At 52.4% G+C, this 14,940-nt stretch carries 7 protein-coding genes, 17 tRNA genes and 2 rRNA genes (1 of these 26 running past the window's edge); all 26 read right to left on the reverse strand.

What is annotated here, in order from left to right; translation table 11 throughout:
• Positions 1-76: 76 nt before the first annotated feature.
• The gene (locus SK3146_RS14065; RefSeq protein ID WP_249865633.1) at positions 77-1,618 is read right to left on the reverse strand and encodes an extracellular solute-binding protein; all 1,542 of its coding nucleotides are present in this window, start codon (positions 1,616-1,618) and stop codon (positions 77-79) included.
• A 153-nt stretch (positions 1,619-1,771) separates the two neighbouring features.
• Positions 1,772-3,913 (reverse strand): hypothetical protein, encoded by a 2,142-nt coding sequence (locus SK3146_RS14070; protein ID WP_249865634.1) that lies wholly within the window; start codon positions 3,911-3,913, stop codon positions 1,772-1,774.
• 197 nt (positions 3,914-4,110) lie between these two features.
• A complete protein-coding gene (locus tag SK3146_RS14075) occupies positions 4,111-6,138 on the reverse strand; it encodes an alpha-L-arabinofuranosidase C-terminal domain-containing protein (RefSeq protein ID WP_249865635.1) in 2,028 nt (675 codons plus the stop codon).
• Between the two features lie 13 nt (positions 6,139-6,151).
• On the reverse strand, positions 6,152-8,002 hold the full coding sequence (locus tag SK3146_RS14080) for a sensor histidine kinase (protein ID WP_249865636.1): 1,851 nt from the start codon (positions 8,000-8,002) through the stop codon (positions 6,152-6,154).
• The gene (locus SK3146_RS14085; RefSeq protein ID WP_249865637.1) at positions 7,999-9,012 is read right to left on the reverse strand and encodes a response regulator; all 1,014 of its coding nucleotides are present in this window, start codon (positions 9,010-9,012) and stop codon (positions 7,999-8,001) included. Before SK3146_RS14085 ends, SK3146_RS14080 begins: the two co-directional genes overlap by 4 nt.
• A 33-nt stretch (positions 9,013-9,045) precedes the next feature.
• Complete coding sequence (locus SK3146_RS14090; RefSeq protein ID WP_249865638.1) at positions 9,046-9,918, reverse strand: carbohydrate ABC transporter permease; 873 nt, start codon at positions 9,916-9,918, stop codon at positions 9,046-9,048.
• Positions 9,919-9,921: 3 nt separating this feature from the next.
• Positions 9,922-10,863, reverse strand: coding sequence for an ABC transporter permease (locus tag SK3146_RS14095; protein WP_249865639.1), 942 nt, complete (start codon positions 10,861-10,863; stop codon positions 9,922-9,924).
• Between the two features lie 302 nt (positions 10,864-11,165).
• Positions 11,166-11,245 (reverse strand) — tRNA-Leu (locus tag SK3146_RS14100).
• 5 nt (positions 11,246-11,250) lie between these two features.
• Positions 11,251-11,327: transfer RNA gene (locus tag SK3146_RS14105), tRNA-Arg, on the reverse strand.
• A 19-nt stretch (positions 11,328-11,346) separates the two neighbouring features.
• Positions 11,347-11,435 (reverse strand) — tRNA-Leu (locus SK3146_RS14110).
• 9 nt (positions 11,436-11,444) lie between these two features.
• Positions 11,445-11,518 (reverse strand) — tRNA-Cys (locus SK3146_RS14115).
• A 10-nt stretch (positions 11,519-11,528) separates the two neighbouring features.
• A tRNA-Gly gene (locus SK3146_RS14120) sits at positions 11,529-11,603 on the reverse strand.
• Between the two features lie 10 nt (positions 11,604-11,613).
• A tRNA-Gln gene (locus tag SK3146_RS14125) sits at positions 11,614-11,685 on the reverse strand.
• 9 nt (positions 11,686-11,694) lie between these two features.
• Positions 11,695-11,770 (reverse strand) — tRNA-His (locus tag SK3146_RS14130).
• A 20-nt stretch (positions 11,771-11,790) separates the two neighbouring features.
• A tRNA-Trp gene (locus SK3146_RS14135) sits at positions 11,791-11,864 on the reverse strand.
• A 6-nt stretch (positions 11,865-11,870) separates the two neighbouring features.
• Positions 11,871-11,956 (reverse strand) — tRNA-Tyr (locus tag SK3146_RS14140).
• A gap of 18 nt (positions 11,957-11,974) precedes the next feature.
• Positions 11,975-12,050 (reverse strand) — tRNA-Thr (locus tag SK3146_RS14145).
• Positions 12,051-12,070: 20 nt separating this feature from the next.
• Positions 12,071-12,146: transfer RNA gene (locus SK3146_RS14150), tRNA-Phe, on the reverse strand.
• 27 nt (positions 12,147-12,173) lie between these two features.
• Positions 12,174-12,250: transfer RNA gene (locus SK3146_RS14155), tRNA-Asp, on the reverse strand.
• Between the two features lie 18 nt (positions 12,251-12,268).
• Positions 12,269-12,345, reverse strand: a tRNA-Met gene (locus SK3146_RS14160).
• Between the two features lie 15 nt (positions 12,346-12,360).
• Positions 12,361-12,436 (reverse strand) — tRNA-Val (locus SK3146_RS14165).
• Positions 12,437-12,457: 21 nt separating this feature from the next.
• Positions 12,458-12,532: transfer RNA gene (locus SK3146_RS14170), tRNA-Glu, on the reverse strand.
• A 9-nt stretch (positions 12,533-12,541) separates the two neighbouring features.
• Positions 12,542-12,630: transfer RNA gene (locus SK3146_RS14175), tRNA-Ser, on the reverse strand.
• Positions 12,631-12,633: 3 nt separating this feature from the next.
• A tRNA-Asn gene (locus SK3146_RS14180) sits at positions 12,634-12,709 on the reverse strand.
• Positions 12,710-12,716: 7 nt separating this feature from the next.
• Positions 12,717-12,833 (reverse strand): 5S ribosomal RNA (gene rrf, locus SK3146_RS14185).
• A gap of 154 nt (positions 12,834-12,987) precedes the next feature.
• Positions 12,988-14,940, reverse strand: a 23S ribosomal RNA gene (locus SK3146_RS14190); it runs 968 nt beyond the window's last position.

Genomic DNA, 14,940 nt, shown 5'->3' on the forward strand with positions numbered 1-14,940 from the left:
ATGTCATATCTCCTCTCCATGAGCAAAGGTATCCGTGCAAATTGCATCCGTCCTTCAGAAACGGACAAGCGCAAGCTTATTTACGCTGCTGATAAATTTCATTCACTTCTTTGGTTAACTGCTCGCCGCCGTTTTTGAGCCACTCGTCCGCAGCTTTATCCACTTCTTCGATAGGAGCGTCCCCGGCAATAACCCGCACCATGGAGGACATCCATTTTGTATTTAAGGTCGTCAGGTTCAGCTTCTTGTAAGCGGCGGTCTCCGCCTCGAGGCCCAGCCCGTAGTTCGGCCAGTCGTACTTGTCGTTGTTATTGAGCCACTGCTCCACTTGCTTGACGTACTCCTGGTCATGATACTTATGAAGCTGAATTCCTTTGTCGGCGCGGCGGAAAAAGTTGATCGAGAACAAGCTTCCCGTTTCCTTCGTCTCCAGCTTCTCAAAGCCGCCGTCCGCCTTCTTTTGATAGTCGACGCCTTCCACGCCTTCCTTGATGAGATCGTACCCTTCGTCGGAAAGCATATAATCAAGCAGCTTGAGGATGCGTTCCTGCTTCTTCGGGTCGATATTTTTGTTAATGACGACCTTGTTTTGCCCCATTCCGTCGGTTTGCGTAGCTCTGATCCCGTTCGGACCCGCCGGCGGAGGCAGCTGGACGAGCTGGGCCCCCGGCGCATTTTTCTTCATATTCGGAATGTCGAGGCGGATCACCTCGTTGGGATTGACCAGCTGAATTCCCGACTGGCCGTTCCACAGCTTGTTGCGGGCGTCCGCCGACTTCATGACGAGGAAGTTTTTGTCCAGAACCCCTTCCGCGTAAGCTTTGCGCAGAAACCCGATGAACGCTTTCAGCTCCTCCTTCTGAGCCTGCATCGCCACAAGCTTACCGTCCTTCAAAGCCCAATCGTTCCCCAAACCGAACGCCCCCTGCAAATAGGCGGCATTGCCGAAGGTGCCGTTCGAATTAACGAGAATCGAGAAGCCTGTCGTGTCCGCCTTGCCGTTGCCGTCCGGGTCCTCCGTCGCAAAGGCTTTGGCGACCTGATAAAAGTCGTCGATCGTCTCGGGCATCTTCAAATTCAGCTTGTCCAGCCAATCTTTGCGTATGGACATCGAGAACAGATGCGGAATACCGTAATACGGGATGCCGTAGTAGGCATCTTTCGGATTCAGCTCCATCCACGCTTCCTCGGGAAGATGCTTGGTTAAATTCGGATATTGGCCCAGCAGCGGCTTGACATCCAGGAAGACGCCTTTATCGCGCCACTGCATATAATCCTGGGTTGCGATCCGATACACGTCGGGTAAGCTGTTCGACGCGGCAAGCACGCTGATCTTGTCATTGTAGCTGGCACCGGGAACCCATTGGATATCCAGCTTGATATTCAGTTTCTCGTTCAGTTTCTTCACAAGCGCCGAATCGCTCGATGGCCCGATTTCCGCATATTGCGGAACCATCAGCGAGATGTTCATCGTTTCTTGTTCAGCGCCGGCGTCGGCCTTCGCTCCGGCTCCCCCGGCTTGCGACGAAGGACTTCCGCTTGTCGAGCAGGCCGTGAGGCTGCTGACCGCGAGCAGTACGGCCATGCTAATGCAGCAGCTTTTTTTCATAATGGACATCCATTCCCTTCTTTAAAAATGTGGCGAAAAACGCCGTATGCGCATGCGAGAGCATCTTCCGATCGCTCTTGTTCCCAGATTCCTTGAATGGTTATTGCTTTTTTCTATGGAGAAAATCCATTTTCAAAGGCGAAAGCTAACGCTTTTCCAGATTCAAATGGCCCCTCCGCTCTTTTTTCGCCGCGCTTCTAAACGCATATGCAATCTTGCGACCGAACCCGCCGGCATGACGAATTCAGCATAACCGGCAGACGTTATCTCCAGAGCCGATTCGTTTAAGTGATAGCCGGTTCTTCGATCCCACTGCGCATGGATTAAAAAAGGCGAATCGCTGTATTGCAGCAGCAGCAAAGCCTCCGCCTGTTCTCCGTCCCAATCCCCCTGCAAACGGACCGTATGCGCATCCCGCAGGTCGCGATTGGCCAAAAACAGAATGATTTCATCTCCCCGCTCCGATATGACGGCTGCCGCATCGACATGAGGCACATCGTCCATCGGCCGGATACGCACCCAGGTTTGCGGCATCGCAAAGGCCGAGCCTTCCGCATCAAGAGGCAAATGCCGCCACCGCGTATCCTCTCTCAGAAAAGGCTCCGCGTACAAACGAGAGGTGTCGTTCCCGGGGTTCACGGGCCGCATATCCACCGGATAAGCCCGGTAATACAGCGTGTTATCCCTCTGATAGGCATATTTCACGGCATCGCCTTGACGAATAAAGGCATTGAGCATAGAAGACACATAGCAGGCGTGAGCCATCGTCTCATATTCCGCTTTGGGCCAGCCGCTCTCCGTTTCCGGCTCGAGATTCCATTCCCCTATTTCGAGAATGAGCGGGTTGAAGCCGTACCGTTCGGCCAGCTCCTTCAGCTCGATAATATTCGCCTCATATTGCGTCGGATAAGATACAAGCACCTGATTGTAAAACACGGGATCGGCTTGATTGGCGGCAAGCCAGTCTCTTCGCAGCCCCTCGTCCCGAATCCCTCTCGTATATTGATGAATATCGAGTCCGTCGATATAATCCGGTCCGGCCGTTTCAAACATGCGCCGGTTCCATATAGGCGGCTCTCCCGGAATTTCCGAATAGTCCACATACATCGGGTCCGCGCCGGCCATAATGATCGTAATGCCGGGATCGACCTGCTTCATCATGGAGTAGTACGTTTGAATCCTCCTGGAAAAATCGATCGAATTCGTGTAGCCGAATTGATAATCGCCGTAGCTCTCATTGCCCACCTGCCACAGCTTGACTCCCCAAGGCTCCGGATAACCGTGCTCCGCCCGCAAACGGCCCATCGGCGTCGTCTCGTCTCCGTTAACATACTCCACCCAGTCCGCGGCCAGCTCCGGCGGCAGGTCGTAGCTGAAGCCTACATTCAGAAGCGGCTCGGCCCCGACGATCCGGCAAAACCTAAGAAACTCGTTCGTGCCGAAATAGTTGGGCTCAAGCCCGCCCCAGTTCTGATTGTCCCGGACGCAACGCTGCTCCCACGGGCCGATGCCGTCTTTCCAATTGTACTCGTTCGCGTAATTGCCGCCCCATCGAAGGGTGGTGACGCGATACTGCTTGAGCAGCTCAATCGTCGTCGGGTTGTAGATTTCCTCTACCGCATCGCCGGACGCCAGCATAACCCAATCCAGATCAAACCAGCCCGGCCCATCCGCATCCGCCGTCAAGCTCAGTCTATATTCGCCGAAGGGAGAATCTTTATAGCGGAACTCGGTTGCCCTTGGCAATGTCAGCTTGACTTCATAGCGCTTCCACTGCTCGCCCAAGACGATGCTGCTCTCGGCAAATGTAGCGCCCGCCTTATCCTCGATCGCCGTATATAGGCGGGTAACCGCTCCTGAGGCTCTGGCATAAAATCGCAGACAATATTCCAGCGTTCTTTCATCGGCCAGCGTAATGCGCTGCATAATCCCTTGCCTGCCCGTTCCTTCGCCGATCTTGACCCGCTGAAACCGCTTCTGCCCCTGCTTGCCGTGAACCCCTCCGTCACGCTGCTCGAAAGCGCCGTCCGTGCTGCCTGCAGGCTCCCATGGATAGGCCAGCCCCGGCGTCAGCGGCGTATCTCTGTACATGATCTCGGTCCGCATCATCCACGGCAAGTTGGTGCCGTCCTTTTTTCTTTTGGAAAACCAGTTCTCGAACGAGCCGTTGGCGATACAATCCTCGATAATGCCGGGATACGTATCCCGCCCGTTCATTTCAAAAAACTTCCCAAATATCCGCTTGTCCACATACCACGAACTCGGCTCCGCCGATCCGGTGCGAACGGTTGTATGCAAGCCCATGACCGCCCTCCTGCTTTTTTATTCCAGGGAACACTCGCCATGCCGGTTAGACATGATGTCAGCCAAGCTGCGACTTGGATGGGGGAGCGCGGTCAACACACGGTCAACACCGTCTTCCCCTCTAGCCCCCGCTTCTTCCAGTATGCGCGGAATCCATCGCTATTTCGTTACACAATCCCTCGAAATATTATCCGATTTCAGGATGATTGTTGGAGCGGCACTTCCAAGACGTACACGGAATGAGGCCTCAGCTCATAGGTCCAGACAGACCCGTCTATTCGCACGCGCTGCGCTTCGGCCGTAATTAGGGAAGGTTCGAATACCGTATTGTACCGCTCATAATGTTCTCCCGTCAGAGTATGCAGAAGTACCTCTTCCTTCGGCTTCCATGCGCCCAGATCGCAGACGAGCTCCGTAGGCTCCAGCGTCCGGTTGACGACAAAAACCGTCAAGAGATCGCCCGTTTCGGAGATGCAGGCAACCGTGTCCACATTCGGCAGACTGTCGCACTCCATCGGCAGCTTGCAGGGACCGGCATGAAACGTACCGGACTGCGTCCGGGTTTGCACGACACGATGAAGATTACGGTTCGCGTATAAGCGCAGCAAGTGATAGGTGGCCGTTCCGAATATGACGTCGTTTTTTCCGCTCCAGCCGGGCTTTTTCATACGCTCGTAATGATCCCCTACCCGAATGCAGCCGCCGACCCACCCGTTAACCAGATCGGAAAAGTTGGCTATTTGCACAAGATGACTTTGTCGAATCATTTCATTCAGCATGCACGCATTCGCCACGGCCGCCTCCAGCGTATGATTGTTCGGCATATCGGGATTTGGAAAATACATCGTGTTCCATTCCGTCACCGCGATTTTCAGATGCCGTAAATCTTCCCTGCCTTGAATGATCGATTCGATTTCTTCGAACAAATATCTTGCCGTTTCCGAGAAGGCGGCGATCGCTTTGAACCGGTCGCTTCCCGGCGTTGCCGCATCGATAGGGAAAAAATTTTGTCCTTGGTAAATATGCAGCGTAATGAAGTCCATAGCATGACCGGCTGTTTCCAATACGATGCGGTTCCAGCCGGGAACCAGCGAATCTCGCGCCGTCCCGCAGCCGAGCAGCACAATGGACGGATCTTTGGCCTTCATCGCTGCCGCGAATGTGAGGAATTGCTGCGCGTACGTCTCCGCGGAGCAGACGCCCGCCTGCCATGGTCCGTACATCTCGTTGCCCACTTCCCAATATTTGACCCGATAAGGCTCCGGATGCCCGTGGCTCGCCCTGAGCGCTCCCATAGGGGTGCTCGCGTCTCCGTTGCAGTACTCGACCCATCTGGCCGCTTCTTCTGCCGTGCCGGTACCCATATTTACGCAAATTTGCGGTTCGGCGGCAAGCTGCCGGCATAAGTCCACGAACTCGTCGGTGCCGAAATATTTATGCACCTGTCCTGCCTGCTCCCAAGCTTCGTTGACATAATTGGGACGCAAATACACAGGGCCGACAAACTCCTCCCAGTGATACAAGCTGATATAGTTTCCGCCCAGCCGCAGAATACCGCCGTTCAGCGCCTTGGCCATTTCGAACACTTCCCGCTTCAGCAGTCCGGTCTGCCCTTCGGGGAGAAGGGAAATATGATCGAACCAGATCACGCCGGTCGAAGTCGAATCGGCCCATGCGGCCGGCGGAAGAGGGACGGCCCACACCTGCAGCTCGGCCGCAGCGCAGGAACGGGAAGCCGTTATCCGGCCGGTAACTTCCTTCCAGCTATGGGAGTTTACCTCAAGCTCCAGTTCCCCCAGCATGTCGCCGTTCGCGCGGTCGACCAGCTTCAGGTGCACCGCGTTTAATTCGCGTGTCGCTCTTACATACATCCTGACGGCATAAGGAATACTCCCGTCGACTTGCATCCGCTGTCCGATTCCCGACGCGCAGCGGTCTTTATTGAATATCCTGATTTTCTGGCTATGGCCGGAATGAAATCGGGCCGGGGGCTCCAAGGCATACTGCGTATGCTTTCCGAAATTGAGCGGATACCAAGGCCCGGACACGCCGTCCAAATTATGATCCTCCTCTTCGAAATCCATATTTGTTAGAGGATACGCCAGCATCGCGGGCATATGATCATCGATATCCTCGATAAAATGTCCGAAAATATACGGATGAATGCAATGATCCGCAATATCTCTGCCGATAGTAAGCCGTGCATTTTGTACGTTAACCATCATTTTCCGCTCCTTATCACTTATTTGCGGGCCGTTCTGTCAGAAAAGGGATTCTGATGGACACGACCGTCCCTCTGTTCTCGAATGAGGTAATCGTGAGCCCGTACTTCGAACCATACTGCAAAACCAGCCGGGCATGAACGTTCACAATGCCGAGCGATTCGCTTCGGATCAGCGTCTTATTGTCCTGCATCGTGATGATATTGAGCCGCTGCTGCAGCTGCGCCAGCTTGCCGTCCGAAATGCCTTTGCCGTTATCGGCGATTTCAATGATCAGGTCTTGAGCTTCATTGTAGGCGCTGACGATGACCGTGCCATGGCCTCCGCTTGGCTCCACCGCGTATTTGACCGTATTTTCGATAATCGGTTGCAAAGAGCATTTCACAATGAGAACGTCCAAATATTTCTCGTGAACATAAAAACGGCTTTGAAAATGTCTGGGAAAGCGAATCTTGACGATTTCCAAGTATTTCTTGACCTGACTGATCTCTTCTCTCAGAGAAACGACAGGCTCGACGATGGAGGCCGTATACCGGTAATAATCCCCCAAATTTTTGGCGATCACCTGAATGCGCTCGTTTTTTTCGATGTAGGCCAAGCTATTAATAATTTCCAATGTGTTATACAGCAGATGCGGATTGATTTGATTTTGCAGAGCTTGAATCATCGCTTCCTTCTGTCTAAGCAGCATTTGCATCTCATTCACCTTCATGCTGCCAATGGTTTCTATATACTCGTGCAGTTGCCTGGTCATGCGATTGTAACTGCGGCTTAGCAGCTGAATTTCGTCTTTACCCGGAACAACCTCCGCCCGCATATCCAAATTCCCTTTCTCTACATGTTCCATAAGCTGCTTCAGCTTGCGCAGCGGACTTGTAAACCTTTGCGCAATGACCGGCACAACGATCAGAACCATGGCGGCGAGCCCGAGCATAGCCACGATCATCGCATTGCGCGCTACGGTAACCCCGCTGGCCATCACTTCGAACGGAACCATCGCTACCACTTTCCATCCGGTAAGCTCGGAGGTATTGTAGGCGACCAGCATCTCCTGGCCTTGTACAGGCTGAACGGAGGATGCGGTATCGAACTTAAGCCCGGCCAAGGAGGTCGATTGAAGCGATTGGCCGATCATGGCCGAGTCGGGATGATACACAATGGTCCCCTCCTTGGATACAATGAAAAAATACCCCTTCTTAGCGAATGAGGAACGGACGATAGTTTTTTCCAGCTCGCTGATTTTCAGATTCATGACAAGCCTTCCCGCCAGCTTCATCGTTTCCGTCGAATAGACAGGAACTAGCATGGAGATGACGTTTTTACCTGTCACCTGGGATCTGTGAGTCGGAAGCAGCTTCAAGTCGCTCATCATCTCCAGTCCGTACCACGGCTCCTTCATATACGATTTGGAAATTTCGTCAAAGCGCTGAATATTGGATATGGCCCTTCCGTCGAGAGACATCAGAAACAGACTGTCTACTTCGCTATAGTTCAGAGCGACATAGTTGTTCAATACATCCTCAATGTCCGCAGGATAAGTCGGCGTGACCGCCCCTCCGCTGACAAGCCAGTTCTGAATAATTCCCGCTTTGCCCCTGTTTCGGGTGAAATCGTTGCGCTCCGGCAGCGGGCCGGCTATCAGGGTAGATACGGATATTTTCATTTGTTGAAAATACAATTCGATTTGCCGGTTGAGGCGATACGAAGCATCGTCGGCAAACTGGTAAAAATCGTTTTTGGCCGCTTTCATATAGAAATATTGCGACAGCGCGCCCGTCAGCAATATGGAGGACAGCGCCGCCGCCAGCAGGATAACAATCAGCTTGACTTTGATCGAGCGGCGGCTGAACCAGCTTCCCGCATTCATAGGCCTAACCCTTTGCGGTACTCGTTAGGAGTCACCAGCGCGACATGCTTGAATACGCGATTGAAATAGGGCAGCGTGGCGAAACCGACATCCTCGGCGATTTCATATACCTTTTTATCCGAAGTCCGAAGGAGCTCCATCGCTTTTTCAATGCGGATATAATTCAAATAGTTCACAAAGCTTTTGCCTGTATATTGTTTGAACAGCACTCCGAAATACGAAGGACTCAAATTGGAGTAATCCGCCATTTGTTTCAGCGTCAATTCGTCCTGCATATGCGCCCCCATATACTCGCAGGCGCGTTTGATGACCAATCTCATATTGTTCCCGGCAAACTGGGGGTAACGAAGCGTCCATTCGTGCAGCAGATCGTGAAATACGTGCCGCACCCGCTGTTCGTTCAAATCCTCCGGAAGTGAGGCATCCTGAAATTCCGGATGAATGATCTTGATATATTCCGTGAGCTTCCCCATAAAAATGCGAAGATAACTGGTTTGGGAGCCCTGATCCAGCGAACGTCCGCCCAGAATCGCATGCAATATCCGGTCGGTCTGTTCAAACAGCCCGATCGGCTCGAATTCATGCAACCGGTCGATGAACCGCTGAATGTCGCGCAATATTTGATTCGGCTCTATGCACGTTTCCAGCCTGCCGACAGAACGAGACAGCGCGGAGTGAAGCTCGACCTCCGAGATGGGCTTCAGTAAATATTCGGATACATGCAGCCGGATCGCATTTTGCGCATAAGAGAATCGGTCATGCCCGCTGATAATGATAGTCACCACCGGCAGCCGCTGATTGCGAATCCGGTGAATCAGCTCCAGACCATCCTGATCCGGCAGCTGAATATCGGTGATGACCACCGTCGGCCATAGCTCCTGCATCAGGCGCCAGCCTTCTTCACAGCTTGCGGCCTCCCCCGTAACCTTGAATCCGTCCAGCTGATGCACCATTTCCACAAGCGCATCCCTAATCAGCAGTTCGTCTTCCACGACAAGCACATGATACACTGTAATCCCCCCAATACCGCGCAGGGTGCTAAGCTATCCCTTGACCGAACCCATCATCATGCCTTTGCTGAAATATTTTTGCATGAACGGATACACCATAAGCAGAGGCAAGGCCGTCAGCAGAATAGCTGCATGCGGTACGGCGGGGGTATAGCTGTACCCGGTATCCGTAACAACGAGCCCCAGCTCGGAGGAGTTCACGATCAGGATTTGGCGAAGAAACACCTGGAGCGGATATAAATTGGCATCATTCAAATACAAAATCGCTTGAAAGTAAGTATTCCAATTAGCCACCGTATAAAATAACGTAAAAGTGATTAGCACCGGCAGCGAAACCGGAAGGATGATCCGCCATAATATTTTAAATTCCCCGCAGCCGTCGATCCGGGCCGACTCTTTGATTTCGACGGGCAAAGTCTGAAAATAGCTGCGCATCACAATCAGGTTAAAGGGAGCGATCGCTCCCGCAAGCCATATGGACCAATACGAATTGATCAGTCCGAGCCCATGGATCACCAGGTAAGTTGGAATCATTCCGCCCTGAAATAGCATTGAGAACAGCACGATGACATTGACGGCCGCCCTGCCCTTTACCCCCGGATGAGAAAGCCCGTAAGCCATAAGCGTCGACAGCGCCATATTGATGAGCGTTCCTACTGCGGTAATGTAAATAGCATTATAGAAAGCGCGCGTAAATTGGGCGTTGTCCAGCAAAAACCTGTATGCTTCCAGCGTCCATTCCTCAGGCCATAGAACAACGCCTTTCAGCAGCAGCTCCTTGCTCGACGCAAAAGAACTGGACAAAGTAAACAGCAACGGGAAGACGACGGTCGCCGCCAAACCGATGAGGATGACGGTCACGCAAGTATTGAAGACATTATCCTTAAAAGACTGTCCCGCTTTCATCCGCTAGATCACCCCTTCCTCGCCGAATTTGCGCGCCAGCTTGTTGGCAGTCAGCACCAGCGTAAGACCGACAATCGATTTAAACATGCCGACGACCGCCGAGTAGCTGTAATCCCGCTGAAGTATGCCGGTACGATACACATACGTATCGAATACGTCGGATACGCCCACATTGAGCGGATTTTGCAGCAAGAAAATATGCTCGAACCCGATATCCATAAAATGACCCAGTCTTAAAATGAACAGCACGATAACGACATAGCGAATGCCCGGCAGCGTAATATGCCATATTTGCCGAAACCGCCCCGCACCGTCCACCTTGGCCGCCTCATACAACGACGGATCGATGGAGGCCATCGTGGCCAAATATAAAATCGATCCCCATCCCGCACCCTGCCACATATTTTGCAGCAGCCACATCGGACGCAGCCACTCCGATTTCGTAAACAGCTCGATTTTACCGAAGCCGGCCGACACCAGCCATTGATTGATAATTCCGTCTTGTGAAGAGAACAGAGTCATCGTCATGGACACGATAACGACCCAGGAAATAAAATGCGGTCCGTACATGATGGTCTGTACGGTGTTCCGAATCGTTTTCAGTCTGGATTCGTTCAATAGCAAAGCGAGGATGATAGGAGCCGGGAAAAAAAACAGGATATCCAAACAAGCGAAAGCAAATGTATTTGTAAGCAGTAACGGAAAATCCGGTTCGGTAAATAACCTGTTGAAATTATCCATACCGACCCATGGACTGCTCCACATGCCGGAAAACGGATCATAGCGCTGAAACGAAATAAGTAATCCAAGCATGGGCACATACTTAAAGATCAGGAAATAAACCAATCCCGGCAAAATCATGACATAAAACGGAAGATGGGCTGCGATCCGCGCTTTTTTTAGACCCTGCCCGACGGATGCAGCTGCTGCTTGAGCACCTCTCATAATGACCTCCAATGTATAAACGGCATTTGAACTCATTATAGAGGCTCATCCTGTGAATTGCGTTCCCCAATATATCGATTTCTTAACTGATTTCACTTTGTTATCGATGATCGGCAGACCCTAGTATAAGTTCGAGGAAACGCTTTCATAAAACTATCATACATTACGACTCCAGCGGGTTTGAATACAATTGCCAGCCGGAAAAGTGAGTATTTCGGACACATAGCGGATTTAAGATCGACTGGGGATTTTCGTATAAAATACAAAAAAGCATGAATCTTAAAGATTCATGCTTTTTTGTATGCCGGTGAAGGGACTCGAACCCCCACGGTTTCCCTCACGATTTTGAGTCGCGCGCGTCTGCCAATTCCGCCACACCGGCAAGTATGGCGTGCCCTAAGAGATTCGAACTCCTGACCTTTTGATTCGTAGTCAAACGCTCTATCCAGCTGAGCTAAGGGCACATAATTATGAAGTTTTACTTGGTGCCGAAGACCAGACTTGAACTGGTACGGTAGTCACCTACCGCAGGATTTTAAGTCCTGTGCGTCTGCCGATTCCGCCACTCCGGCGTAAAAAAATGGAGGCGCCACCCAGACTCGAACTGGGGGTAAAGCTTTTGCAGAGCTCTGCCTTACCACTTGGCTATGGCGCCAGGTAACATATGGAGCGGAAGACGGGAATCGAACCCGCGACCCTCGCCTTGGCAAGGCGATGCTCTACCGCTGAGCCACTTCCGCATAAAATAAACTGGGGATCTAGGATTCGAACCTAGGCATGACGGAGTCAAAGTCCGTTGCCTTACCGCTTGGCTAATCCCCAATATAAACATGGGGCGATCGATGGGACTTGAACCCACGAATGCCGGAGCCACAATCCGGTGCGTTAACCCCTTCGCCACGACCGCCACAGCTATAATAAAAAAATTGGCAGGGGCAGCAGGAATCGAACCCACACCAAAGGTTTTGGAGACCTTTGTTCTACCTTTAAACTATGCCCCTATAATATGGTGGAGGCTGATGGATTCGAACCACCGAACTCGTCAGAGAACAGATTTACAGTCTGCTGCGTTTGGCCACTTCGCTAAGCCTCCATATTATGTTGTAATCAATGGTGCCGTCGAGAGGACTTGAACCCCCAACCTACTGATTACAAGTCAGTTGCTCTACCAATTGAGCTACAACGGCGTAACACATTGTGTAGTACATGGTGGCTCGGGACGGAATCGAACCGCCGACACGAGGATTTTCAGTCCTCTGCTCTACCGACTGAGCTACCGAGCCTTACTATACATTCGCTTCTGACTTAAATGGCGGAGCCGACGGGATTCGAACCCGCGGTCTCCTGCGTGACAGGCAGGCATGTTAGGCCTCTACACCACGGCTCCACACTATAAAAGATAAATTGGTTGCGGGGGCAGGATTTGAACCTGCGGCCTTCGGGTTATGAGCCCGACGAGCTACCGGGCTGCTCCACCCCGCGTCGTTGAAGTTTATATGGTGGAGGCTGAGGGGATCGAACCCCCGACCCTCTGCTTGTAAGGCAGATGCTCTCCCAGCTGAGCTAAGCCTCCATATAACCATTATAACATAAATGGTGACCCGTAGGGGATTCGAACCCCTGTTACCTCCGTGAAAGGGAGGTGTCTTAACCCCTTGACCAACGGGCCTTACTGCTACGGAGAGAGAGGGATTCGAACCCTCGAGACGCTTGTGACGCCTACACGATTTCCAATCGTGCTCCTTCGGCCAACTCGGACACCTCTCCATATGGCTCCCCGAACAGGACTCGAACCTGTGACAACTCGATTAACAGTCGAGTGCTCTACCAACTGAGCTATCAGGGAATGTACCGCTTGGCGACGTTCTACTCTCCCAGAACCCTTCGGTTCAAGTACCATCGACGCTGGAGGGCTTAACGGTCGTGTTCGAGATGGGAACGCGTGGTTCCCCTCCGCCATCATCACCAAACGGTATGACTTGTTCAAGGCTTGCGCCTTGAAAACTAGATACGAAACTCGTGCGCGTTTGTGAGCAATGGTTATTTGTTCTTCCCGGTTTGTTTCCGGGCCCCGAGAAAGTATTTGGAGTCAGCTTCGAAGCTACTCTTCACTTTCTTGGGAACTAGGTTAAGCCCTCGACCGATTAGTATTCGTCAGCTCCACACGTTGCCGTGCTTCCACCCCGAACCTATCTACCTCGTCGTCTTCAAGGGGTCTTACTTACTGGGAAATCTCATCTTGAGGGGGGCTTCACGCTTAGATGCTTTCAGCGCTTATCCCGTCCGTACGTAGCTATCCAGCCATGCTCCTGGCGGAACAACTGGTACACCAGCGGTACGTCCATCCCGGTCCTCTCGTACTAAGGACAGCTCCTCTCAAATTTCCTACGCCCACGACAGATAGGGACCGAACTGTCTCACGACGTTCTGAACCCAGCTCGCGTACCGCTTTAATGGGCGAACAGCCCAACCCTTGGGACCTACTTCAGCCCCAGGATGCGATGAGCCGACATCGAGGTGCCAAACCTCCCCGTCGATGTGGACTCTTGGGGGAGATAAGCCTGTTATCCCCAGGGTAGCTTTTATCCGTTGAGCGATGGCCCTTCCATTCGGTACCACCGGATCACTAAGCCCGACTTTCGTCCCTGCTCGACCTGTTTGTCTCGCAGTCAAGCTCCCTTCTGCCTTTGCACTCTTCGAATGATTTCCAACCATTCTGAGGGAACCTTGGGGCGCCTCCGTTACGCTTTAGGAGGCGACCGCCCCAGTCAAACTGCCCACCTGACACTGTCCCCATACCGGTTCACGGTACCAGGTTAGAACTCCGATACGATCAGGGTGGTATCCCAACGTCGCCTCCACACAAGCTGGCGCTCATGCTTCTCAGGCTCCCACCTATCCTGTACAGATCGTACCAAAGTCCAATATCAAGCTGCAGTAAAGCTCCATGGGGTCTTTCCGTCTTGTCGCGGGTAACCTGCATCTTCACAGGTATTAAAATTTCACCGGATCTCTCGTTGAGACAGCGCCCAAGTCGTTACGCCATTCGTGCGGGTCAGAATTTACCTGACAAGGAATTTCGCTACCTTAGGACCGTTATAGTTACGGCCGCCGTTTACTGGGGCTTCGGTTCATAGCTTCGGGTTACCCCTAACCACTCCCCTTAACCTTCCAGCACCGGGCAGGCGTCAGCCCGTATACTTCGCCTTGCGGCTTCGCACAGACCTGTGTTTTTGCTAAACAGTCGCTTGGGCCTTTTCACTGCGGCCCCCTCGGGCTATTCACCCTACCGAGGCACCCCTTCTCCCGAAGTTACGGGGTCATTTTGCCGAGTTCCTTAACGAGAGTTCTTCCGCGCGCCTTAGCATGCTCTGCTCGCCTACCTGTGTCGGTTTGCGGTACGGGCACCTTCTCCCTGGCTAGAGGCTTTTCTTGGCAGCCTGAACTCATGACCTTCGCTACTGTTATTTTCACTCCCCATCACAGACCAGCCTTATGATGTGCGGATTTGCCTACACATCAGCCTCTCTGCTTGGACGGGCATCCATCAGCCCGCGTCACTATCCTTCTGCGTCACCCCATCGCTCATAACGGTTCACGGTGGTACAGGAATTTCAACCTGTTGTCCTTCGACTACGCCTTTCGGCCTCGCCTTAGGTCCCGACTTACCCTGAGCGGACGAGCCTTCCTCAGGAACCCTTAGGCTTTCGGCGGATCAGATTCTCACTGATCTTTTCGTTACTCATACCGGCATTCTCACTTGTGTACTGTCCAGCGCTCCTTACGGTACACCTTCAACCTATACACAACGCTCCCCTACCAGAGTAGATAAAATCTACAATCCATAGCTTCGGTGGTGTGTTTAGCCCCGTTACATTTTCGGCGCAGAGTCACTCGACCAGTGAGCTATTACGCACTCTTTCAATGGTGGCTGCTTCTAAGCCAACATCCTGGTTGTCTGCGCAACTCCACATCCTTTCCCACTTAACACACACTGGGGGACCTTAGCTGATGGTCTGGGCTGTTTCCCTCTTGACAATGGATCTTAGCACTCACTGTCTGACTCCCGGGATAAAG

Source organism: Paenibacillus konkukensis (assembly GCF_023523925.1).
GTDB lineage: Bacteria > Bacillota > Bacilli > Paenibacillales > NBRC-103111 > Paenibacillus_S > Paenibacillus_S doosanensis.

Bases quoted from the DNA above. Each gene is read 5' to 3' on its own strand.
- SK3146_RS14065 (WP_249865633.1), bottom strand. From the start codon at position 1,618: ATGTCCATTATGAAAAAAAGCTGCTGCATTAGCATGGCCGTACTGCTC.
- SK3146_RS14070 (WP_249865634.1), bottom strand. From the start codon at position 3,913: ATGGGCTTGCATACAACCGTTCGCACCGGATCGGCGGAGCCGAGTTCG.
- SK3146_RS14075 (WP_249865635.1), bottom strand. From the start codon at position 6,138: ATGATGGTTAACGTACAAAATGCACGGCTTACTATCGGCAGAGATATT.
- SK3146_RS14080 (WP_249865636.1), bottom strand. From the start codon at position 8,002: ATGAATGCGGGAAGCTGGTTCAGCCGCCGCTCGATCAAAGTCAAGCTG.
- SK3146_RS14090 (WP_249865638.1), bottom strand. From the start codon at position 9,918: ATGAAAGCGGGACAGTCTTTTAAGGATAATGTCTTCAATACTTGCGTG.
- SK3146_RS14095 (WP_249865639.1), bottom strand. From the start codon at position 10,863: ATGAGAGGTGCTCAAGCAGCAGCTGCATCCGTCGGGCAGGGTCTAAAA.